Source organism: Pseudomonas sp. SLBN-26 (genome assembly GCF_006715895.1).
GTDB classification, from domain to species: Bacteria; Pseudomonadota; Gammaproteobacteria; order Pseudomonadales; family Pseudomonadaceae; genus Metapseudomonas; species Metapseudomonas otitidis.
Genome location: NZ_VFOB01000001.1, coordinates 654,360 through 675,902, shown reverse-complemented (window position 1 = coordinate 675,902; position 21,543 = coordinate 654,360). Strand labels below are relative to the sequence as shown.

Annotated in this window: 19 protein-coding genes and 6 tRNA genes; 9 read left to right on the top strand and 16 right to left on the bottom strand. The window is 66.8% G+C overall.

The annotated features are described in order from the left end of the window. Positions 1–30: 30 nt before the first annotated feature. Positions 31–357 carry a YegP family protein gene (locus FBY21_RS03305; protein WP_044399664.1) on the bottom strand — a complete coding sequence of 109 codons (327 nt, stop codon included), beginning with the start codon at positions 355–357 and terminating at the stop codon, positions 31–33. Between the two features lie 267 nt (positions 358–624). On the opposite strand from FBY21_RS03305, the gene FBY21_RS03300 reads away from it, so the two are divergent. The 4 genes from FBY21_RS03300 to FBY21_RS03285 all read left to right on the top strand — a co-directional run bounded on the left by FBY21_RS03300 (position 625) and on the right by FBY21_RS03285 (position 4,402). Beyond that, complete coding sequence (locus FBY21_RS03300) at positions 625–1,998, top strand: substrate-binding domain-containing protein (RefSeq protein ID WP_142008575.1); 1,374 nt, start codon at positions 625–627, stop codon at positions 1,996–1,998. Between the two features lie 101 nt (positions 1,999–2,099). Continuing rightward, positions 2,100–3,104: a TerC family protein gene (locus FBY21_RS03295; protein WP_142008573.1), complete on the top strand. Its 1,005-nt coding sequence runs from the start codon at positions 2,100–2,102 to the stop codon at positions 3,102–3,104. Beyond that, positions 3,101–3,304: a hypothetical protein gene (locus FBY21_RS03290; protein WP_044399668.1), complete on the top strand. Its 204-nt coding sequence runs from the start codon at positions 3,101–3,103 to the stop codon at positions 3,302–3,304. The genes FBY21_RS03295 and FBY21_RS03290 overlap by 4 nt, the downstream gene beginning before the upstream one ends. A gap of 69 nt (positions 3,305–3,373) precedes the next feature. Continuing rightward, positions 3,374–4,402 carry a MerR family transcriptional regulator gene (locus FBY21_RS03285; protein ID WP_142008571.1) on the top strand — a complete coding sequence of 343 codons (1,029 nt, stop codon included), beginning with the start codon at positions 3,374–3,376 and terminating at the stop codon, positions 4,400–4,402. Positions 4,403–4,474: 72 nt separating this feature from the next. Here the strand turns inward: FBY21_RS03285 and FBY21_RS03280 are convergent, their stop codons facing one another. Next, on the bottom strand, positions 4,475–5,704 hold the full coding sequence (locus FBY21_RS03280; RefSeq protein WP_044399671.1) for an acyl-CoA dehydrogenase: 1,230 nt from the start codon (positions 5,702–5,704) through the stop codon (positions 4,475–4,477). 160 nt (positions 5,705–5,864) lie between these two features. Between FBY21_RS03280 and FBY21_RS03275 the strand changes: the two genes are divergently transcribed. Next, complete coding sequence (locus tag FBY21_RS03275) at positions 5,865–6,785, top strand: LysR family transcriptional regulator (protein WP_044399673.1); 921 nt, start codon at positions 5,865–5,867, stop codon at positions 6,783–6,785. On the opposite strand, the gene FBY21_RS03270 is transcribed toward FBY21_RS03275, so the two are convergent. The 6 genes from FBY21_RS03270 to FBY21_RS03245 all read right to left on the bottom strand — a co-directional run bounded on the left by FBY21_RS03270 (position 6,786) and on the right by FBY21_RS03245 (position 14,606). Beyond that, positions 6,786–9,866 carry an efflux RND transporter permease subunit gene (locus FBY21_RS03270; RefSeq protein WP_142008569.1) on the bottom strand — a complete coding sequence of 1,027 codons (3,081 nt, stop codon included), beginning with the start codon at positions 9,864–9,866 and terminating at the stop codon, positions 6,786–6,788. After that, positions 9,863–10,882, bottom strand: coding sequence for an efflux RND transporter periplasmic adaptor subunit (locus FBY21_RS03265; RefSeq protein ID WP_142008567.1), 1,020 nt, complete (start codon positions 10,880–10,882; stop codon positions 9,863–9,865). The genes FBY21_RS03270 and FBY21_RS03265 overlap by 4 nt, the downstream gene beginning before the upstream one ends. 514 nt (positions 10,883–11,396) lie before the next feature. Beyond that, complete coding sequence (locus FBY21_RS03260; RefSeq protein ID WP_044399681.1) at positions 11,397–12,176, bottom strand: ABC transporter permease; 780 nt, start codon at positions 12,174–12,176, stop codon at positions 11,397–11,399. Further along, positions 12,173–13,105 (bottom strand): ABC transporter ATP-binding protein, encoded by a 933-nt coding sequence (locus tag FBY21_RS03255; RefSeq protein WP_044399683.1) that lies wholly within the window; start codon positions 13,103–13,105, stop codon positions 12,173–12,175. Before FBY21_RS03255 ends, FBY21_RS03260 begins: the two co-directional genes overlap by 4 nt. A gap of 89 nt (positions 13,106–13,194) precedes the next feature. After that, on the bottom strand, positions 13,195–13,815 hold the full coding sequence (locus FBY21_RS03250) for a glutathione S-transferase family protein (protein WP_142008565.1): 621 nt from the start codon (positions 13,813–13,815) through the stop codon (positions 13,195–13,197). 110 nt (positions 13,816–13,925) lie between these two features. Then, on the bottom strand, positions 13,926–14,606 hold the full coding sequence (locus FBY21_RS03245; RefSeq protein WP_142008563.1) for a transglutaminase-like domain-containing protein: 681 nt from the start codon (positions 14,604–14,606) through the stop codon (positions 13,926–13,928). A 149-nt stretch (positions 14,607–14,755) separates the two neighbouring features. Here FBY21_RS03245 and FBY21_RS03240 point away from each other — a divergent pair, with 149 nt between their 5' ends. Then, on the top strand, positions 14,756–17,203 hold the full coding sequence (locus FBY21_RS03240; RefSeq protein ID WP_142008562.1) for an acyl-CoA dehydrogenase: 2,448 nt from the start codon (positions 14,756–14,758) through the stop codon (positions 17,201–17,203). Positions 17,204–17,278: 75 nt separating this feature from the next. Next, positions 17,279–17,689, top strand: a complete 411-nt coding sequence (locus FBY21_RS03235) for a PA2817 family protein (RefSeq protein ID WP_044399693.1) — start codon at positions 17,279–17,281, stop codon at positions 17,687–17,689. A gap of 119 nt (positions 17,690–17,808) precedes the next feature. Here the strand turns inward: FBY21_RS03235 and FBY21_RS03230 are convergent. The 6 genes from FBY21_RS03230 to FBY21_RS03205 form a co-directional block, all read right to left on the bottom strand. Beyond that, a tRNA-Gly gene (locus FBY21_RS03230) sits at positions 17,809–17,884 on the bottom strand. A 15-nt stretch (positions 17,885–17,899) separates the two neighbouring features. Then, positions 17,900–17,975 (bottom strand) — tRNA-Glu (locus FBY21_RS03225). A 31-nt stretch (positions 17,976–18,006) separates the two neighbouring features. Continuing rightward, positions 18,007–18,082 (bottom strand) — tRNA-Gly (locus tag FBY21_RS03220). Positions 18,083–18,097: 15 nt separating this feature from the next. Beyond that, positions 18,098–18,173: transfer RNA gene (locus FBY21_RS03215), tRNA-Glu, on the bottom strand. A gap of 34 nt (positions 18,174–18,207) precedes the next feature. Beyond that, a tRNA-Gly gene (locus FBY21_RS03210) sits at positions 18,208–18,283 on the bottom strand. 15 nt (positions 18,284–18,298) lie between these two features. Beyond that, a tRNA-Glu gene (locus FBY21_RS03205) sits at positions 18,299–18,374 on the bottom strand. 235 nt (positions 18,375–18,609) lie between these two features. On the opposite strand from FBY21_RS03205, the gene FBY21_RS03200 reads away from it, so the two are divergent. Both FBY21_RS03200 and FBY21_RS03195 read left to right on the top strand, forming a co-directional pair. Then, the gene (locus FBY21_RS03200) at positions 18,610–19,377 is read left to right on the top strand and encodes a hypothetical protein (RefSeq protein WP_044399696.1); all 768 of its coding nucleotides are present in this window, start codon (positions 18,610–18,612) and stop codon (positions 19,375–19,377) included. A gap of 36 nt (positions 19,378–19,413) precedes the next feature. Beyond that, entirely contained in the window at positions 19,414–20,076 is a 663-nt protein-coding gene (locus FBY21_RS03195; RefSeq protein ID WP_074973902.1) for a glutathione S-transferase family protein, read from the top strand. 47 nt (positions 20,077–20,123) lie between these two features. Here the strand turns inward: FBY21_RS03195 and FBY21_RS03190 are convergent, their stop codons facing one another. Both FBY21_RS03190 and FBY21_RS03185 read right to left on the bottom strand, forming a co-directional pair. Then, complete coding sequence (locus FBY21_RS03190; RefSeq protein WP_074973904.1) at positions 20,124–20,606, bottom strand: GAF domain-containing protein; 483 nt, start codon at positions 20,604–20,606, stop codon at positions 20,124–20,126. Further along, positions 20,606–21,493, bottom strand: coding sequence for an ATP-binding protein (locus tag FBY21_RS03185; RefSeq protein ID WP_044399705.1), 888 nt, complete (start codon positions 21,491–21,493; stop codon positions 20,606–20,608). The genes FBY21_RS03190 and FBY21_RS03185 overlap by 1 nt, the downstream gene beginning before the upstream one ends. Positions 21,494–21,543 lie beyond the last annotated feature (50 nt).

Here is a 21,543-nt window from a genome sequence, read left to right as displayed (position 1 = left end):
TGCGCGGGCTTCTTCATTTCACCCGGCGCGTCAGGCTTCTTCGAGGTGCGGGGTGACGCCCACGCGCATGATGGCCTCGATGGCTTCTTCGCGGGTCGGTTCGGAGTCGTACAGGTGGCTCTCGAGGATCACCTCACCGGCGGCCTTGAGGCGGAAGTAGTTCTTGCCGCCCGAGGACATGCGACGCTCGAAGCGATCACTGTTGACGCAGTGGGTGCGGAACAGCGCGATGGCTTTCTCGGCGCTGTCCCGGCAGGGGTAGCGCCCGCTCTCCACCATCACCTGGGCCTCCCGTGTCTTCAGGCGAAAACGGTATTCGCCACTGCCGTATTTCTTCAGCTCGAAAAAGCCTGGCATGTCTCTCACTCCTTGCAGCTTCATTGCCCCCGCGGGGCGACCTTGCTCGCCTCGGCGGGGCCTGGGCGAACGAAACGCGCACCATACCGGCGCCCCCGGGGCCCGTATGCCGGGGGAACCTGCACCCGGGGTAGGCGCCGGACGGGTGGGTCGGGCGAAACGTCCTAGGCCTTCGAAGAGGCCCACGCCAGAGCCGCTCTGTCACATCACCGTCACCTCGCTGACTTAATCTCGCGGCTCCTCCCGCCCAATAGAAGGCACCGCTGCATGACGCGCGACGTCACCGAACGAGAAATCTGGAGCCGTACCCTCAGCCTGTTGCTGCTCGGCTTCGTCTGCTACGCCCTGCCCTGGTCGGTGTTCGCCGCCCTGCCCATCCCGGCCGACCGCTCCCCGGCGCTGCGCATCCAGGGCTCCAACACCATTGGTGCCAAGCTGGGGCCGGCCCTGGTGCGCGGCCTGATGGAGGAAGAAGGCCTGGGCAACATCCGCCAGGAAGCCGGCAGCCAGGAGAACGAAGTGCAACTGATCGGCCGCGCCCCGAGCGGGCGCGAGGTGCGGATCAACGTGGCCGCCCACGGTTCGGGCACCGGCTTCGTCGCCCTCAAGGATGGCAGCGCCGACCTGGCCGCCTCCTCCCGCCCGATCAAGGACGCCGAAGCGGCAGACCTGAAGACCTTCGGCGACCTGCGCAGCCAGTACAGCGAGAACGTCATCGCCATCGACGGCCTGGCGATCATCCTGCACCCGTCCAACCCGCTGGCGAAGCTGGACACCACCCAGCTGGCCCGCGTCTTCGCCGGCGAGGTGAAGACCTGGGAAGAGCTCGGTGGCAAGGGCGGCGCGATCCACCTCTACGCCCGCGACGACAAGTCCGGCACCTTCGACACCTTCAAGGAACTGGTGCTGGCCAGCCATGGCAAGGCCCTGGCCGCCGGCGCCAACCGCTTCGAATCCAACGACCGCCTGGCCGAGGCGGTGGCTGCCGACCCGCAGGGCATCGGCTTCGTCGGGCTGGCGTCGGTGGGCAAGGCGCACACCCTGGCGATTGCCGATGGCGACTCCCAGGCCATGGCACCGTCCACCACGCTGATCGCCACCGAGGACTACCCCCTCTCCCGCCGGCTGTTCTTCTATGTGAAGCCCGGCGAGAAGAATGCCTGGGCACAGGCGCTGGTGCGCTTCGCCCAGGGCACGCGCGGCCAGGCCCTCGTCGCCCAGACCGGGTTCGTCGCGCAGACCGTGCAGGCGGTGAAGGTGACGCCCCAGGCCGGCATGCCCGAGGCCTATCGCCAACTGGCCGGCGAGGCGCAGCGCCTGTCGGTGAACTTCCGCTTCCAGGAGGGCAGCGCCAACCTCGACAACAAGGCACTGCGTGACGTGGAACGGGTGCTGGCCTACCTGAAGGACAGCGGCAAGCTGGCCAACCAGGTGGTACTGGTGGGCTTCGGCGATGCCAAGCCGGACCCGAACCGCGCAGCCCTGCTCTCCAAGCTGCGCGCCATGGCAGTGCGCCGCGAGCTGGCCAAGGGCGGCGTGAGCTTCCGCGACATCGTCGGCCTTGGTGACGAACTGCCGGTGGCGGCAGACAGCGACGAAGGCCGCATCCGCAACCGTCGCGTCGAAGTCTGGGTCTACTGACGCGCTGTTTTACCGCACCTCCGCCCCTTGCCCGGGTCCATAGTTATCCGTGCACAGTGCACCACGCGCTGTGCGTCGATTGCCCGGGACAAGGAGTACCGATGGAGGCCCTGCACGCATTCCTGTTCGCCGACTTCCTCGGCACCGCCACCTGGCTGTGGCTGAGCTTTCTGCTGGTCGTGGTGGCGCTGCTGGCGTTCGACCTGGGTGTGCTGCATCGCCACGAACGTGAGATCGGTGTGCGCGAAAGCCTGCTGCTCTACAGCGGCTACTTCACCGCCGGGGTGGCCTTCGGCGGCTGGGTCTGGTGGGAGCTGGGGGCGCAGCCGGCGCTGGAGTTCTACACCGGCTTCCTGGTGGAACAGTCGCTGTCGATGGACAACGTGTTCGTCATGGCGATGATCTTCGGCTTCTTCGCCGTACCCCGGCTCTACCAGCACCGCGTGCTGTTCTGGGGGATTCTCGGGGTGATCGTGCTGCGGGCGCTGATGATCGGCGTCGGCGCGGCGCTGGTGCAGCGCTTCGACTGGATGCTCTACCTGTTCGGCGGCTTCCTGCTGTTCACCGGCGTGAAGATGCTGCTCAGCCGCGACCAGGGCGAACGCGACCTGTCGCGCAACCCGGTGCTGCGCTTCCTGCGGGGGCACCTGCGCCTGACCGAGGGCCTGCACGGCAAGCGCTTCTTCGTGCGGCTGCCCACCGCCAGCGGCGGTACCCTGCTGCATGCCACGCCGCTGTTCCTGACCCTGGTGCTGATCGAGTTGGCCGACCTGGTGTTCGCGGTGGACAGCGTCCCGGCGATCTTCGCCATCACCCAGGACCCGTTCATCGTCTACACCTCCAACATCTTCGCCATCCTCGGCCTGCGCTCGCTGTACTTCGCCCTGGCAGCGCTCATCCACCGCTTCGTCTACCTCAAGTACGCCCTGGCCCTGGTGCTGATCTTCATCGGCGGCAAGATTTTCCTGCAGAGCTTCATCGGCAAGATTCCCGCCCTGGTTTCCCTTGGCGTAACCTGTGGCCTGCTGGCCGGTGGCGTGCTGATCTCGCTGATCCGCACGCGCAAGCCGCAGCCGGTCCATCAGGAGGAGCGCGGGCAGCGATGAAGGACGTGCGGATCGATGTACTCGAACAACGGGGTCGGGTGATCTGGCAGGTGCGCATGGGCGCGCGGGCGGTGAGCTTCCACGAAGAACTGGCCGCCCGCACCTTCGCCGCCCAGCTGCACCAGCGCCTGGAGTGGCTGCGCGCACAGCGCGAGGCCGCCAGCAGCCCCTCGGAACCCTCCCAGCCCCACCAGGATTGACCCACCCCGTTGACCCTCACGCCACGTCAGGCCCGAAGATGCCAGCCGGCACGCGAGGAGACCCAGGACATGCTCTTGAAAGTCGGTGAACTGGCCAGGCGCTGCGGCCTGACCGTGCGCACCCTGCACCACTACGACCAGATCGGCCTGCTGCGGCCCTCCGCGCGCTCGGACTCCGGTTACCGCCTCTACGACCGTACCGACATCGCCCGCCTCCACCGGATCCAGGTCCTGCGCAAGCTGGGCCTGTCCCTGGCGGCCATCGGCGACTGGCTGGACGGCCCGCCCGTGGCGCTGCCTCCGCTGATCGAGCAGCAGATCCGCCAGCTCGACCGGGAGATCGCCCACCGGCAGCGACTGCGCGAACGCCTGGCCAGCCTCGGCCAGCAACTGCGCAGCGGCGAGGAACCGGAGCTCGCCGAATGGCTGACGACCCTGGAGCTGATGAACATGTACGACACCTATTTCACCCCCGAGGAACTGCAGGGGCTGCGCCTGCACGCCGACGAACAGCGCCAGCGCGAATGGGCCGACCTGGTCGGCCAGGTGAAGGCGCTGATGGCGGCCGGCGTGCCGCCCCAGGCCGAGGCGGCGCAGGCCCTCTCACGAACCTGGATGCGCATGCTGGAGGACGACACCGGCGGCAACCCGGTGCTGTTCGCCAAGCTCAACGGCATGCACGAGGCGGAGCCGGCGCTGCGTGCGCAGACCGGGATCACGCCGGAGACCATGGCCTACGTGGTCCAGGCCTTCAGCGAGACCAAGCTGGCGATCTACCAGCGCTACCTGACGCCCGAGGAATTCGCCTTCCTCAAGGCCCACTACGGCACGCGCATGCACGAATGGCCGCCGCTGATCGCCGAGGTGCACCAGCAGATGGAATCCGGCGCCCCGGCGTCCGACCCGGCCACCCTGGCCCTCGCCCGGCGCTGGCTGGAGCTGTTCCGCTCCTATGCCGGTGACGACCCGGTGACCCAGCAGAAGATCCGCGAGGCGCTGGTGCGCGAGCCGGAACTGCGCCAGGGCTCCTGGGCCAGCGACGCGTTGCTGGACTACCTGCGCCAGGCCATGGGCCACCTGATGGCCGCGCGCCGCTGAGGCCCGCTGCCCCTTGAAACGCAAGAGGCCCGCACGGTTTCCCGTGCGGGCCTCGCTGTTGCTGCGTGGCGATCAGTGGCCGCTGCGCATCATCTCGCGCGGTACGTACTTGCCGATCTCGTACTTGCCGATGGCGGCACGGTGCACTTCGTCCGGGCCGTCGGCCAGGCGCAGGGTGCGCTGCATGGCGTACATGTAGGCCAGCGGGAAGTCGTTGGAGACGCCGGCGCCGCCGTGGATCTGGATGGCGCGGTCGATCACCCGCAGGGCGACGTTGGGTGCCACCACCTTGATCTGGGCAATCTCGCTCTTGGCCACCTTGTTGCCGGCGGTGTCCATCATGTAGGCCGCCTTCAGGGTCAGCAGGCGGGCCATGTCGATCTCCATCCGCGAGTCGGCGATCTTGTCGATGTTGCCGCCCAGGCGGGCCAGGGGCTTGCCGAAAGCAGTGCGGCTGACGGCGCGCTTGCACATCAGCTCCAGGGCGCGTTCGGCCATGCCGATAGAGCGCATGCAGTGGTGGATGCGGCCTGGGCCGAGGCGACCCTGGGCGATCTCGAAGCCACGGCCTTCGCCCAGCAGCACATTCTCGTAGGGGACGCGGACGTTCTCGAACAGCACCTCGGCGTGGCCGTGGGGGGCGTCGTCATAGCCGAACACCGGCAGCGGGCGGAGGATCTTCACGCCGGGGGCATCAGTGGGCACCAGGATCATGGAGTGCTGCTGGTGGCGCGGCGCATCCGGGTTGCTCAGGCCCATGAAGATCATCACCTTGCAGCGCGGGTCGCAGGCGCCGGAGGTCCACCACTTGCGGCCGTTGATGACCCACTCGTCACCCTGGCGCTCGGCGCGGGCTTCCATGTTGGTGGCATCGGACGAGGCCACGCCCGGCTCGGTCATGGCGAAGGCGGAGCGGATCTCGCCACGCAGCAGCGGCTCCAGCCACTGCTTCTTCTGCGCTTCGTTGCCGTAGCGCACCAGCACTTCCATGTTGCCGGTGTCCGGCGCGGAGCAGTTGAACGGCTCCGGGCCCAGCAGCGAGCGGCCCATGATCTCGGCCAGGGGCGCGTATTCCATGTTGGTCAGGCCGGCACCGTATTCGGACTCGGGCAGGAACAGGTTCCACAGGCCTTCGGCCTTCGCCTTGGCCTTGAGCTCTTCCATGATCGCGGTGGGCTGCCAGCGGTCCCCTTCGGCGACCTGCTTCTCGAACACCGGCTCGGCGGGATAGACGTAGGTGTCCATGAACGCGGTGACGCGCTCACGCAGTTCCTGGACCTTGGGCGAATAGGCGAAATCCATGCGGCGTACCTTCTGAGGAGGGTGAGGAATGACCGGAAGGGTCTGGCAAGAATGCTAGAACAGGGATTAAGATTTACCCAGCCTATTATCGATATGCATGAACATTCATAAGCGATATGGTGCATCCCTCGACAAGAACAATCCAAGGAGCACGTGCGGCATGAACCTCAACAAGGTGGACCTGAATCTGTTCATCGTCTTCGACGCCATCTACACCGAGGCCAACCTGACCCGTGCCGGGCAGATCGTCGGCATCACCCAGCCTGCCGTGTCCAACGCCCTCGCCCGCCTGCGCGAGACCTTCAACGATCCCCTGTTCGTCCGCACCGCCCAGGGCATGGTGCCCACGCCGATGGCGCAGAACATCATCGGCCCGGTGCGCAACGCCCTGCAGCTGCTGCGGGTCTCGGTGCAGGAGAGCCGCACCTTCAACCCGCTGCAGGCCAACAAGACCTACCGCATCAGCATGACCGACCTCAGCGAGGCGGTGATCCTGCCGCTGCTGTTCCAGCGCCTGCGCCGCCTGGCGCCCCAGGTGCAGGTGGAAAGCTTCCTCGCCAAGCGCCGCGAAACCACCAAGGAGCTGGCCGCCGGGCGCCTGGACTTCGCCGTAGACGCGCCGCTGAACACCGACCCGCAGGTCCGCCACGTGAAGCTGATGGACGACCGCTACGTATGCGCCATGCGCCGTGGCCACCCGCTGGCCAAGGAGCGCATCAGCCTGGACGAGTACCTCTCGCTGTCGCACATCCACATCTCCAGCCGCCGCAACGGCCTGGGCTACGTGGACCTGGCCCTGGGCAAGATGGGCATCCAGCGCAAGGTCGCGCTGCGCTCGCAGCACTACATGATGGCTTCCACCGTGCTGCAGAGCACCGACATGGCGATGACCGTGCCGGAGCGCTTCGCCCGCCGCCACGACCTGCACTTCGTCGACCTGCCGGTGAACGACGTGCCCGCCCTGGAGACCCACCTCTACTGGCACGAAAGCACCGACCAGGACCCGGCCAACCGCTGGATGCGCGAGCAGATCATCGAGATCTGCCAGCAGGTCACCCAGCAGGAGCGCGTGCGGGCCTGATCAGGCCCCCAGCACCTCCCCCGCCTCCCGCTCCGCCAGCGGCCGGATGGGCCGCCACTGGCGCAGCTTGCGGTACAGCGTGGGCACCACGAACAGCGTGAAGAACGTGCCCACCAGCAGCCCCCCGACGATGACCATGCCGATCTGCCGGCGGCTCTCCGCCCCGGCGCCGGTGGCGATGGCCAGCGGCAGGGAGCCCAGCACCATGGCGCCGGTGGTCATCAGGATCGGCCGCAGCCGCTGCACGGCCGCCTCCATGACCGACTCATCCAGGCCGCGACCCTCGCGCAGCTGCTGGTTGGCGAACTCGACGATGAGAATGCCGTGCTTGGTGATCAACCCGATGAGGGTGACCATCCCCACCTGGGAATAGATGTTCAGGGTGCCGCCGAACAGCTCCAGCGCCAGCAGCGCGCCGGCCATGGAGAGCGGCACGCTGAAGAGGATCACCAGCGGATCGACGAAGCTCTCGAACTGCGCCGCCAGCACCAGGTAGATGAACACCAGCGCCAGCGCGAAGGTCAGCGCCACCCCCGCGCCGGAGGCCTTGAAGTCACGGGAAATGCCGGTGTAGTCGAACTGGGTCTCGGCGGGCATCACCTCGCGGGCCACCGTCTCCAGGTGGTCCAGCGCCTCGCCCAGGGTGTAGCCGGAGCCGACGTTGGCGCTGAGGGTCACCGCGCGCAGCTGGTTGAAGTGGTTCAGCTCCCGGGGGGCGACGGTTTCCTCCACCTCGATCAGGTTGGAGAGCTGCACCATGCTGCCGTCGCGCCCGCGCACGTAGACCCGGTTGAGATCGTCCGGGTTGCTGCGGTCGACGTCCGCCAGTTGCACCAGCACGTCGTACTGCTCGCCGTTCTGCTTGAAGCGGGTCACCTGGCGGCTGCCGAACAGGCTTTCCAGGCTGCGGCCGATGGTGGCGACGTCGGTGCCCACGGCGGTGGCCTGCTCGCGGTTCACCGTGACCTTGAGCTGCGGGGTGTTGAGCTTGAGGTCGGTGTCGATGCTCTCCAGCCCCGGGTAGTCGCGCACCCGCTGCAGCAACTGGTCCACATACTGCTGCAGCTCGGCGTACTCCAGGGACGAGCGGATGACGAAGTTCACCGGCTGGTTGCGCGCGCTCTGCCCCAGCGGCGGGCGGTTCACCGGGAAGGCCCGCACCCCGGGGATGTCCTGCAGCTTGGGCAACAAGGCATCGCGAATCTCGAACTGGCTGCGGCTGCGCGCGCTCCAGTCCTCCAGCTTGAGGAAGGAAAGCCCCTGGGCCACGGTGGGGAAGCCCACCACCACCATGTAGCGGTTGGCCTCGGGGACGCTGCGGTAGGCCTCCTCCAGTTGCCGGGCATAGCGCGCGGTGTACTGCAGGGTGGCGCCATCCGGGCCGTTGAGGGTGCTGACGATGGTGCCGGTGTCTTCGGTGGGCGCCAGTTCGCTGCGCAGGCCGCTGAACATCCACAGGCACAGCAGCAGCACGCCGACGAGGAACAGCGCGATCAGCACCCAGGCGCGCAACACCCGCTCCAGCAGGTGCCGGTAGCTGTAGGTGAGGCCGTTGAGGAAGCCTTCGATCAGGTTGTACAGGCGGCCATGGCGCGGCTCCGCCCGGTGCGGCCTGAGCAGTTGGGCACACATCATCGGTGACAGCGTGAGGGCGACGAAGCCGGAGACCAGCACCGCGCCGGCCAGGGTCCAGGAGAACTCGGTGAAGAGCTTGCCCGAGGTGCCCTGCATGAAGCCGATGGGCGCGTAGACCGCCGCCAGGGTCAAGGTCATGGCGATCACCGCGAAGGCGATCTCGCGGCTGCCCTTGAACGCCGCCTGCACCGGTGACAGGCCCGCCTCGATATGGCGGTGGATGTTCTCCAGCACCACGATGGCGTCGTCCACCACCAGGCCGATGGCCAGCACCATGGCCAGCAGGGTCAGGGTGTTGATGGAGAAGCCCATCAGCGCCATCAGGGCGAAGGCGCCGATCAGCGACACCGGGATGGTCACCAGCGGGATCAGCGTTGCCCGCAGGGAGCGCAGGAACAGGAAGATGATCAGCACCACCAGCACCACCGCCTCCCAGATGGTGGTGTAGACGTTGGCGATGGATTCGCGGATGAACAGCGAGTTGTCGTTGGCGATGGCCATCTCCATGCCGTCCGGCAGCAGGCTGCGCACGTCGGGCAAGGCGGCGTTGAGGCCGTCGGAGATGTCCAGCGGATTGGCAGTGGCCTGCTTGACCAGCCCCAGGGAAACCGCCTGGCGCCCGTTGAAGCGCACCAGGGAGCGCTCGTCGGCCGCGCCGATCTCGGCATGGCCGACGTCGGACAGGCGCAGCAGGTAGCCGCGGCGGTCGTCGATGATCAGGTGGTTGAACTGCTCGGGGGTCTTCAGGTCGGTTTCCGCCAGCACGCTGAACTCGCGCTGCACCGACTCGATGCGCCCGGCGGGGATCTCCACGTTCTGCCGGCGCAGGGCGGCCTCCACGTCCTGCACGGTGAGGTCGTGGGCGGCGAGCTTCTCCGGGTCGAGCCAGATGCGCATGGCGTAGGTGCGCGCGCCGCGGATCTGTACCTCGGAAACGCCGGGGATGGTCTGCAGGCGGTCCTGCACCACCCGCTCCAGCACGTCGGTGATCGCCATGGCGCTGTACTGGTCGCTGTAGAACGCCAGCCAGACCACCGGCTGGGCATCGGCCTCGACCTTCTGCACCACCGGTTCGTCGATCTCGTCCGGCAACAGGCCGCGCACCCGCCCGAGGCGGTCGCGCACGTCGTTGGCCGCCTCGTTGGCGTTGCTGCCGAGACGGAACTGCGCGGTGATCTGGGTGTTTTCCGAGCGGCTGATGGAGGACACGAAGTCCAGCCCCTGGATGCCCGACAGCACGTCCTCGATGGGCTGCGCCACCTGGGACTCCATGATTTCCGGGCTGGCGCCGGGGTAGATGACGTTGACCGTGACCACCGGCACGTCGATGTTCGGGTACTCGCGCACGGTCAGCCGCTGGTAGGCCATCAGCCCCAGCAGGACCACCACCAGGGACAGCACGGTGGCGAACACCGGCCGGCGGATGCACAGGTCGGAGAGGGTCATGACTCGCCCCGCGCGACGGTGCGGACCTCCTGCCCCGGCGCGGCCTTCTGCCAACCGGCGGTGATCACCTGCTCGTCACCGGCGAGGCCTTCTACCACCTCGGCCCGCCCGCGTTGACGCTGGCCGATGCGCACCGGCAGGCGCGCCACCTTGCCGTCCACCACAACGGCGACATACAGCTGGCGCCCCACCGGGATCACTGCTTCCTCGGGGATCAGCAGCGCATCCGGGCGCTCGGCGAGGATCACCGAGACCTTCACGAACTGGCCCGGCTTGAGGCGCCGGTCGGCATTGGCGATCTCGGCCCGGATCGCCTGGCTGCGCCCCACCTCGTCCAGGCGCGGGTTGAGGGCGGCGATGCGCCCCTGGAAGCGCTCGCCCGGGTAGGCGTCCACGCTGATCTCCACGGTCTGCCCCAGTTGCACCTGGGCCACCGCCTTCTGCGGGATGCGGAAATCCACCTTGAGCGGGTCGAGCACTTCGAGGTTGACGATGTCCTGGCCGGCGCTGAGGTAGTCGCCGGGGCTGACCTGGCGCAGGCCGAGCACACCGTCGTAGGGCGCACGGAGCTGGGTCTTGTCGAGGCGGGCCTGGGCCAGCGCCAGGCTGGCGCGGGCGGCCTGCTGTTGCGACAGCGCCTCGTCCTGGGCCTGGGCGTTGCTGGCGCCGCGCTTGTAGAGCATCTGGGCGCGCTGGTAGCTCTTCTCCGCCAGGTCGAGGTTGGCCCGGGCCTGGTCCAGCTCGGCGCGGGCGATGGCATCGTCCAGGCTGACCAGCAGATCCCCGGCCTTGACCGCCTCCCCCTCGCGGAAATGCAGGCGGGCCAAGCGCCCGTCCACTTCGGGGCGCAGGGTCACCGATTCGTCGGAGCGCAGGGACCCGAAGGTCACCAGCTCGTCCCGGACCAGGGCACGCTGGGGCTCGGCCACTTCGACCAGTGGCGGGTTGGCAGCGAACGCTGGACAGGTGAGCAACCCCAACAGCAGCAGGGGCCAGGCGCGGCGACGAACAATCATCTACAGCCTCTTTTCGAGTCGTTTTTGTCGAAAATGAAAAAGTCTACCGGGAGTATCGGCGGAGTTTTGTCAGAGGCACGTAAAGATGCAGGCAGTCTGTGACGGTTTGTATCGGGAGGGATGCATTTCGGAGGCGGGCCAGGCGGCGTGGGAGCGGTTCAACCGCGATGCCCGGGACGGGCCTTCATTCGCGAATGAATTCGCTCCCACGAAACAGGCCAGGTCCCGGGGCTCGTGGACGCCGCCCTGCCATGAGGGAGTGCCAGGAAATGGTGGGCTGAAGCGGAACGCCGCCCGACCCACCCTACAAACTGGATGCCGCGCGGTGGCTCGGCATCAGCGCGGGCACCCGGTGTGGGAGCGGTTTCAACCGCGATGCCCCGCAAGGGGCCTTTTTCGCGAATGAATTCGCTCCCACGAAGATGCCGCCCGGTACCGCGTTTTGCCCAGCTCCGCCCGCGTGCCGGTGATCAGCCTTCGCGCGCAGAGCCCGCTCCTGCGAGGTGCGCCGTGCTTACTGGCGCATCCCACGCCCGCTCACCAGCAGGCGCACGCAGACGATGTAGAGCACCAGGGTGGTCAGCAGCATCAGCGCGATGGCCACGCCGATGTTGATGTCGGACACGCCGAGGATGCCGTAGCGGAAGGCGTTGACCATGTGCAGGATCGGGTTGATCAGCGAGACCTTCTGCCAGAACGCCGGCAGCAGGCTGATGGAGTAGAACACCCCGCCCAGGTAGGTCAGCGGCGTCAGCACGAAGGTCGGGACGATGGAGATGTCGTCGAAGTTGCGCGCGTACACCGCGTTGATGAAGCCCCCCAGGGAGAAGATGGTCGCCGTCAGCAGCACCACGATGACGGTGACGCCCAGGTGGTGCACCTGCAGGTGGGTGAAGAACAGCGACAGCAGGGTGACGATCACCCCCACCGCCAGCCCGCGCAGCACGCCGCCGATGGTGTAGCCGAGGAGGATGGTGTGGGGCGACACCGGCGAGACCAGCAGCTCCTCGATGGAACGCTGGAACTTGCTGCCGAAGAAGCTGGACACCACGTTGCTGTAGGAGTTGGTGATCACCGACATCATGATCAGCCCCGGCACGATGTACTCCATGTAGGTGAAGCCGCCCATGTCGCCGATCTGCCGGCCGATCAGGTTGCCGAAGATGATGAAGTACAGCGCCATGGTGATGCCCGGGGGCAGCAGGGTCTGCGGCCAGATACGGGTGAAGCGGCGGACTTCGCGGTAGACGATGGTGTTGAGGGCGACCAGGTTGGCGCGCAGTTCCGAACTCATATGGCCACCTTCGACAGGTTCTTCTCGACCAAGGACACGAACAGCTCCTCCAGGCGGTTGGTCTTGTTGCGCAGGCTCAGCACCTCGATGCCGACGGCGGAGAGCTGGCGGAACAGCTCGGTGATGCCCTGGCTCTTCTCCACCTGCACTTCCAGGGTGTGGTCATCCACCAGGCGCACCGGGTAGCCGACCAGGGCCGGCGCCGTGGCGAGGGTGTCCTTGAGGTCGAGCAGGAAGGTCTCGACGTGCAGCGTCTTCAGCAGCGCCTTCATGCTGGTGTTCTCGACGATGGTGCCGTGGTCGATGATGCCGATGTGGCGGCAGAGCTGCTCCGCCTCCTCCAGGTAGTGGGTGGTGAGGATGATGGTGATGCCCTGGGCGTTGAGGTCGGTGAGGAAGCTCCACATGGACCGGCGCAGCTCGATGTCGACGCCGGCGGTGGGCTCGTCGAGGATCAGCAGGCGCGGCTGGTGCACCAGGGCGCGGGCAATCATCAGGCGGCGCTTCATGCCGCCGGACAGTTCGCGGGAGGCGGCGTTGCGCTTCTCCCACAGGCCCAGCTGGGTCAGGTACTGCTCGGCGCGCTCCTTGGCGATCTTCGCCGGGATGCCGTAGTAGCCGGCTTGGGTCACGACGATGTCGAAGACCTTCTCGAACTGGTTGAAGTTGAACTCCTGGGGCACCACGCCCAGGCAGCGCTTGAGGGCGTAGGGGTTCTTGTCCAGGTCGTTGCCGAACACGCTCACCGTGCCGCTGGTCTTGTTCACCAGCGTGGAGAGGATGCCGATGGTGGTGGATTTGCCGGCCCCGTTGGGGCCCAGCAGGGCGAAGAAATCGCCTTCGGCCACTTCCAGGTCGATGCCCTTGAGGGCCTGGAAGCCGTTGCCATAGGTCTTGGTCAGCTGCCGGATGGACAGTGCGGAAGTCATGGAGGGAACGTGCCTTCAGTCAGGAATGTGCAAAGACGCTGCGCCAGGCGGCAAGGCCCGGCGCAGCGCTCGGTGGGGTGAGCCTAGCATCAGGTCAGTGCGGTCATCACCGCACGGCGGTAGGCCGGACGCGCCTTGAGCCGCTCGTACCAGGCCGCCAGCGCGGGCTGCGGCGGCCGCTCGATGGGCATCTCGAACCAGGCGTAGATGAAGCAGCCCAGGGGGATGTCGCCCATCGCCAGGGTGTCGCCGGAGAGGTACGGCTGTTTCGCCAGGGCCTGCTCCGGCAGGGCCAGCAGCTCGCTGCAACGCGCCAGGGCGGCTGCGATGCGCACGGGGTCGCGCTCGGCCGGCGGAATACGCAGCGTGCCCCAGAACAGGTCGCGGAATACCGGCGCCAGGGTGGTGCTTGTCCAGTCCATCCACTTGTCCCCCACGGCACGCACGGCCGGGTCTTCGGGGTAGAGGGTGCCGGCTGCGTAGCGCGCGGTCAGGTAGCGGACGACGGCGTTGGACTCCCAGAGCACCAGGTCGCCGTCTTCGATCACCGGGACCAGGCCGTTCGGGTTCATCGCCCGGTAGGCCGGCTCGTTGACCAGGCCGAACGCGCCCCCGGCGTCGATGGACTCGTAGGCCACACCGACCTCTTCGGCGGCCCAGAGGGCTTTTCTCACGTTGGAGGAGTTCTTCCGGCCCCAGATCTTCAACATGTCGCGGCTCCAGCTGTTTGGCAGGCCGACATTCTAGAGGCATTGCCCGGGCAGGTGACCAGGCATTTGCATTGATAACGCTTATCGACCTGAGCGAGGTGGCGCGGCCTTCAGGACTCGGCATCCAGCACGCCGGGTGTCGCGGCCTCGGCCTGGAGATCGCCGCTCATGAAGGCGGAGCCCGGCTCGAACAGGTGCGGATAGACCTGCTGCAGATGGCCGAAGAACAGGTCCTCCGGCAGGTCGTCGAACTGGCCGTGGTCGGCCAGGTACTCCATGTAGCGCTCGCCCTGGCCGTTGAACGGGTGGAAGACGCTGTCGTGCACCCCATCGAACGCCAGTGGCTCCACGCCGAAGACCCGGCACAGCGCCAGGTTGAACGCCGGCGTCGCCTTCACCCAGCGGCCGTCCAGGTGCAGCTCGGTGTAGCCGTGCATGGCGAACACCTCGCTTCGCAGCAGTTGCAGCAGGCGCGGCGTGGCCAGGTGGTTGCGCACGTCCGCCAGGCCGATGCGGGCCGGGATGCCGCAGACCCGCGCGCAAGCCGCCAGAAGGATGGCCTTGGGCACGCAGTAGGACGCCCCCGCCATCAAGGCATGGCTGGCCTTGAGCGTCTCCGGGTCACGGCTGAAGGTGTAGGGGTTGTAGCGGATGCCGTCGCGCACGGCGTGGTACAGGCTGACCGCCTGGTCACGCGGGTGCGGGCTTTCGCCGCGATTGCGCAAGGCGAACTCAACCACCAGGGGGTGGTCACTATCAACGAAGCGACCGGATCGTAGGCTGGACTGCATGGCGTTGCTCCCGTGGGGACAGGCCCCAGTCTAGAAGCAGGCGACACCCTGCCGGCACGACGATCCGGCCAAGCTGAACGCCCCTGTCGCCGTCCTGGCGACACCCTGACCCGTGACGGCGGCCGCGTCGTCCTCAAGGAGGATCAAGCATGGTGTTTCTCTGGTTGCTCGTTCTGGTACTGGGGGTCGCCTGGCTGGCGCACCGCCGCACCTCTCCCCTGCCCGCCCTTGGAGCGGTCGCCCTGTACCTGCTGGCCATGGGGGTGTTCAGCCACTCGCCCGGCTGGCTGCTGGCGATGCTCTGGATTCTCTGGCTCGCGGTGGCCCTGCCACTGGCCCTGCCGGACATGCGCCGCAAGCTGATCACCGCCCCGCTGTTCGCGTGGTTCCAGCGCGTGCTGCCGCCCATGTCGGAGACCGAGCGTGACGCCATCGAGGCCGGCACCGTGTGGTGGGACGGCGAGCTGTTCAGCGGTCGCCCGAACTGGAACACGCTGCTCGACTACCCGCGCCCGACGCTCACCGCCGAGGAGCAGGCCTTCATCGACGGCCCCACTGAAGAGCTGTGCGCCATGGTCAGCGACTGGGACATCGGCCAGCGCATGGACCTGCCCCCGGAAGCCTGGGCGCACATCAAGGCCCACGGCTTCTTCGGCCTGATCATTCCGAAGGAATACGGCGGCAAGGGCTTCTCCGCCTATGCCCACTCCCAGGTCGCCATGAAGCTGGCCACCCGCAGCGGCGACCTCGCCTCCACGGTGATGGTGCCCAACTCCCTCGGCCCCGCCGAACTGCTGCTGCACTACGGCACCGACGAACAGCGCCAGCACTACCTGCCGCGCCTGGCCACCGGCGAAGAAATCCCCTGCTTCGCCCTCACCGGCCCGCTGGCCGGCTCCGATGCCGGGGCAATGCCCGACACCGGCATCATCTGCAAGGGCCAGTGGAACGGCGAGGAAGTGATCGGCCTGCGCCTGACCTGGGAGAAGCGCTACATCACCCTCGGCCCGGTCGCCACCCTGCTCGGCCTGGCCTTCAAGGCCTACGACCCGGACCACCTGCTGGGCGACGAGGAAGACCTGGGCATCAGCCTGGCCCTGATCCCCACCGACACCCCCGGGGTGAACATCGGCCGCCGCCACCTGCCCCTGGGCGCTGCCTTCATGAACGGCCCCAACTCCGGCAAGGACGTGTTCGTCCCGCTGGACTACCTGATCGGCGGCCAGCCCATGCTCGGCAAGGGCTGGATGATGCTGATGAACTGCCTCTCCGTCGGCCGCTCCATCTCGCTGCCGGCGGTGGGCACCGGCGCCGCCAAGTACACCAGCCTGGTGACCGGTCAGTACACCCGTGTGCGCGAGCAGTTCAACGTGCCGCTGTCGGCCTTCGAAGGCATCCAGGAAGCCATGGCCCGCATCGGCGGCAACGCCTGGCTGATGGACGCCGCGCGTATGCTCACAGCCAACGCGGTGGACCTGGGCGAGAAGCCCTCGGTGCTCTCGGCCATCCTCAAGTACCACCTGACCGAACGTGGCCGCGAGTGCATCGGCCACGCCATGGACGTGCACGGCGGCAAGGGCATCATCATGGGCCCGAACAACTACCTGGGCCGTTCCTGGCAGGGCGCGCCGATCTTCATCACCGTGGAAGGCGCCAACATCCTCTCGCGCAACCTGATGATCTTTGGCCAGGGCGCCATCCGCTGCCATCCGTTCGTGCTCAAGGAGATGGCCCTGGCCGCCCGTGAGGACCGCGAGCGTGCGCTGGAGGAGTTCGACGACCTGCTGCTGCGCCATGTCGGCTTCGCCGTGAGCAACGCCGCCAGCACCCTGCTGCTGGGCCTGGGCGCAGGGCGTCTCAGCCCCGCACCGGGAGATGCCCTGGCCCAGGGCTATTTCCGCAGCCTCGACCGGCTCGCCGCTGCCTTCGCCGTGCTGGCTGACCTGAGCATGATGTTGCTGGGGGGCGAGCTGAAACGCCGCGAGCGCCTGTCCGCCCGCCTGGGTGATGTGCTCAGCCACCTTTACCTGGCCTCTGCCGCGCTCAAGCGCTACCACGACCTGGACCACCCGGAGCACCTGCGACCGCTGGTGCGCTGGTCCCTGGAGGAATCCCTGGGCAAGGCCGAGGACGCCCTGGCGGGCCTGCTCGCCAACTTCCCCAGCCGTATCCTCGGCTGCCTGTTGCAGGTGCTGGTGTTCCCGCTTGGCCGTCGCCACAAGGGGCCGTCGGATGCGCTGGATGCCGAAGTGGCCGAAATCCTCGGTCGCGACCGGGGCGACCCGGCGCTGGAAAGCGTGCTGGTCGGCTGCTTCCGGCCTTCCGCCGAGGGCGATCCAGTAGCGGCCCTGCAGCGCGCCGTGGACGCGCTCGCCGACGTCCAGCCGCTGCAGCGGGAGCTGCACAAGGCGCTGAAGGATGGACGCGTCAAGCCGACGGCCGGCGAACACCCGGTGGACGCCGCCCTGGCTGCCGGCGTACTGGACACCGAGGCGGCCCAGCGCCTGCGCGCCGCCGAGGCCGCGCGGCGGGTGGTGATCGACGTGGATGACTTCGACAAGGAGGAGCTGCTGCCAGCGGCAGGCAAGGTGCGCTGAGCCCCGGCGGGACAGCGGGCGCGGAGGGCCTTATACTCCGCGCCCGTTCATTGATTCGTTCCAGGATGTACCGCCATGTCCAACCCCTACCTCGACCATCACCTCGCCCTGCTCCACCACCTGCGCGGCATCCTGGTCGCCCTGGGCGAGGCCGAGCAGGTTCCCGAAGAGAACCATGCCCTGTTCGTCGAGCGCTTCGACGAGCTGATCACCGAACTGCCCCGCGACCCGGAAGGCAGCCAGTACCTGGGTCAGGATCTGATCAGCCAGGTCTTCCACCGCTACCCGCAGATCGCCCACCTGGTGCCGCGCGACCTGCTGTGGTTCTTCGGCGGCGACTGCCTGCATTTCATGCCGGATGAGGAGATCGCCCTGTTCCAGCGCCTCGACGAGCGCCGCTTCGAGGCGGAAGAGAACGACGAACCGTTCGACTGGAACCAGGAAAAACAGCTGCTCGCCCTGGGCGACGACGCCAGCAAGCACTGAGCGATGACCACTGGCCGCTCTTCGGGGCGGTCGGTGGAATCAGCAAGGCAGGTGAAGAGGCAGGCACTTTTCACGGCACGAACAAAAACGCCGCTCGATGAGCGGCGTTCTTGTTTATCTGGAGCGGGAAACGAGACTCGAACTCGCGACCCCGACCTTGGCAAGGTCGTGCTCTACCAACTGAGCTATTCCCGCATGCAACTGTAAAACTGGCGTCCCCTAGGGGACTCGAACCCCTGTTACCGCCGTGAAAGGGCGGTGTCCTAGGCCACTAGACGAAGGGGACAAACAACGCTTTTCAAGCACTGCTTGAACACTGGAGCGGGAAACGAGACTCGAACTCGCGACCCCGACCTTGGCAAGGTCGTGCTCTACCAACTGAGCTATTCCCGCATGCAACCGTAAAACTGGCGTCCCCTAGGGGACTCGAACCCCTGTTACCGCCGTGAAAGGGCGGTGTCCTAGGCCACTAGACGAAGGGGACAAACAACGCTTTATCAAGCACTGCCTGAACAAACTGGAGCGGGAAACGAGACTCGAACTCGCGACCCCGACCTTGGCAAGGTCGTGCTCTACCAACTGAGCTATTCCCGCAATACAACCGAAAATTGGCGTCCCCTAGGGGACTCGAACCCCTGTTACCGCCGTGAAAGGGCGGTGTCCTAGGCCACTAGACGAAGGGGACGCGGCCCGGAACTTACAACAGCTTTGACGCTTTCTTCCGGCTTCTTTCGCTTTGCCTTTCGGGCATCGCGTCGAAGTGGCGCGCATTCTAGGGAGCCATTCGACAGCCGTCAACCCTCTATCAAAAACTTTTCAAAATCAAAGACTTCAGGCCAAAACATGACGCAGAGCTATGAGGGGACAAGCCAAGCCACTACACTCCGGCGAAACGCTCAATCCACGGGAGCTGTAAGAAGATGTCCCCACTCCTGATCACCCTGGTGGTAATAGCCGGCATCGTTCTGCTGCTGGTCATCGGCTATGCCAACCATGTGGTGGAAAACAGCAAGCTGGAGAAGGCCCGCCAGCGCGCCGACCTCCAGGACCGCTTGCGCCGCTGCGCCGACCTGTCCGAATCCCTGCCCGGCCAGTTCATGACGCCCGAGCTGAAGCTCACCCTCACCCGCCTGCAATTGCTGTTCTGCGAACGCCTCCTGCCCCTGGATAAAGGCAATGCACAACTGAAGGTGCAGATAGAAGAGCTGCGCGGCCTGGTGAACCTGGGCGAAGGCATGCCGATCCGCAATGCGCCGATCAAGGTGCTCAACGAAGCCCAGGCCAAGGAAGTACGCTTCCAGCTGGAGTCCCTGCACGGCCAGCTCACCCGCTCGGCGAAGGACGGCTACCTGCCGGTGGCCGATGCCAAGCGCTGGGTCAACGACATCCGCGGCATGCTGGTTCAGCTGCACATCGAGTTCTTCACCAATATCGGCGCCCAGGCCCTGCATGACGGCCAGCCGCGCCAGGCCCGCCTGGCCTTCGAGCGCGGCGTGCAGTACCTGCAGAAGCAGCCCGATCCGGCCCGCTACAAGACCCAGCTGCAGGCCCTGCAAGCGCAGCTGGCCCGTGCCGATGCCCTCTCCCTCGACAAGAAGCCTGCCCCCGAAGAGCCGAGCGAACTCACCGCCGGCCTCGACCAGCTGGACGACGAGGACATGTGGAAGAAGAAGAACATCTACGACTGATCCGCACCCCGCCCTGCTCAGACGAGGACAACAACGATGAGCATCACCCTGTACGGCGCACCCCTGTCCCCTTTCGTGCGCAAGGTTCGCCTGTGCCTGCTGGAGAAGGCGCTGGACTACCAGCTGGAGATCATCACCCCGTTCGGCCAACCGGCCTGGTACCGGGAACTGAACCCGCTGGGCCGCATTCCCGCGCTGCGTGATGGCGACTTCACCCTCGCCGACTCCAGCGTGATCGGCCAGTACCTGGAAGAGAAACATCCGGAGCTTATGCCGCTCTACGGCACCGATGCGCAGCAGAGCGCGCGCATCCGCTGGCTGGAGAAGTACGCCGACTACGAGCTCGCCCCGCTCACCACCTTCACGGTGTTCCGCAACCGGGTGCTCAAGCCCACCATGGGCAAACCGTCGGACGAGGAAGCGATAAAGGCAGCGCTCCTGGACAAGCTGCCGCCGCACTTCGACTACCTGGAAAAAACCCTGGGCAACGCGGACTACTTCGTTGGCGAAGGCCCGACCATGGCGGACCTGGCCCTGTGCTGCCAGTTGATCAACATGGAACACGGCGGTGAAACCATCGACGCCAGCCGCTGGCCGGCGCTGGCCGCCCACTACCAGCGCATCCGCGCCCGGGAGTCGGTCCAGGCCGTGCTGCCGGGTGAGCAACGCATGATCGACAAGCTCTCCGGCAAGGCCTGATCCCAGCCCCACCGATCCCGGCACCGCCATGGTGCCGGGATATTCCCTCAGCAGTCGGTCAACCGCAGGAAGATCGACGCCAGGTTCTCGATGCCCGCCTGGTCTGCCTCGCTGAAACGCCCGACGCTCGGACTGTCCAGATCCAGCACCCCGATCAGCACGCCGTTCTTCACCAGCGGAACCACCAGCTCGCTGTTGGAGGCACTGTCGCAGGCGATATGGCCGGGGAAGGCATGCACATCTTCCACACGCTGGGTCGCGCGAGTGCGGGCAGCCGCCCCGCAAACGCCCTTGTCGAAGGGAATCCGTACGCAGGCGACCTTGCCCTGGAACGGCCCGAGCACCAGTTGCTCATTCTTGTTGAGGTAGAAGCCGGCCCAGTTCAGGTCGGGCAGCTCATTGAACAGGAACGCCGCGAACTGCGAGGCATTGGCGATGAAATCACGCTCGTCGGCCAGCAGGGATTCCAGTTGCGCCGCCAGCAGCGCGTAGCCGTCGAGGCCGGCACCGGCGGTTTTCAGATCGATCATCAAGCAGTCTCCAGCAGCGCCCGGCCAACCCATTGGCGGGCGAATTGATAGGCACAACGGCCGTTACGGTTGCCGCGCCCGAGGGCCCAGCGGATGGCTTCCTTCTCCAGGTTTTCATCCCAGGTCCACTCCAGCCCGGCGGTCGCGGCCAGGGAGCTGATCCAGTGGCGCACCACCGCCAGGAAGTGTTCCTGGGTGAAGGGATAGAAGGAGAGCCAGAGGCCGAAGCGGTCGGACAGCGCGATCTTGTCCTCCACCGCTTCGTTGGGGTGGAGTTCGCCGTCCACCATCTTCCAGTTCTCGTTGTCGCTCTGCTTCTCCGGCACCAGGTGGCGGCGGTTGGACGTGGCATAGAGCAGCACATTGTCCGGCGCCCGCTCCAGGGAGCCATCGAGCACGCTCTTGAGCACCCGATAGTCGCCTTCGCCCGCCTCGAACGAGAGGTCGTCGCAGAACAGCACGAAGCGTTGCGGCAGCCCGGCAAGCAGCTCCACCACACGGGGCAGGTCGGCCAGGTGGTCACGTTCGATCTCCACCAGGCGCAGCCCTTCTCCGGCATGAGCGGCGAGCAGCGCCCGAACCAGCGAAGACTTGCCCGTGCCCCGCGCGCCCCACAACAGGGCATGGTTGGCCGGCAGGCCGTCGACGAACTGGCGGGTGTTGCGCGCCAGGGTGTCCCGCTGCGGGTCCACGCCGATCAGGTCGTCGAGATCCAGGTCCAGGCTCACCTCCAGCGGCTGCAGGAAGCCGCTGCGCCCGTCGCGGTGCCAGCGCGCCGCCAGGCAACGTTCCCAGTCGATGACCGGGCGCTCCGCCGGCAGCAGCGGCTCCAGGCGGGCCAGCACCGCGTCGGCGCGTTCGAGGAAGTCGAGCAATCGGGAATCCACGTTCCAACTCCTTGTAATAAGGCACAGCCGGATGGCTGGAAGGTGGGATA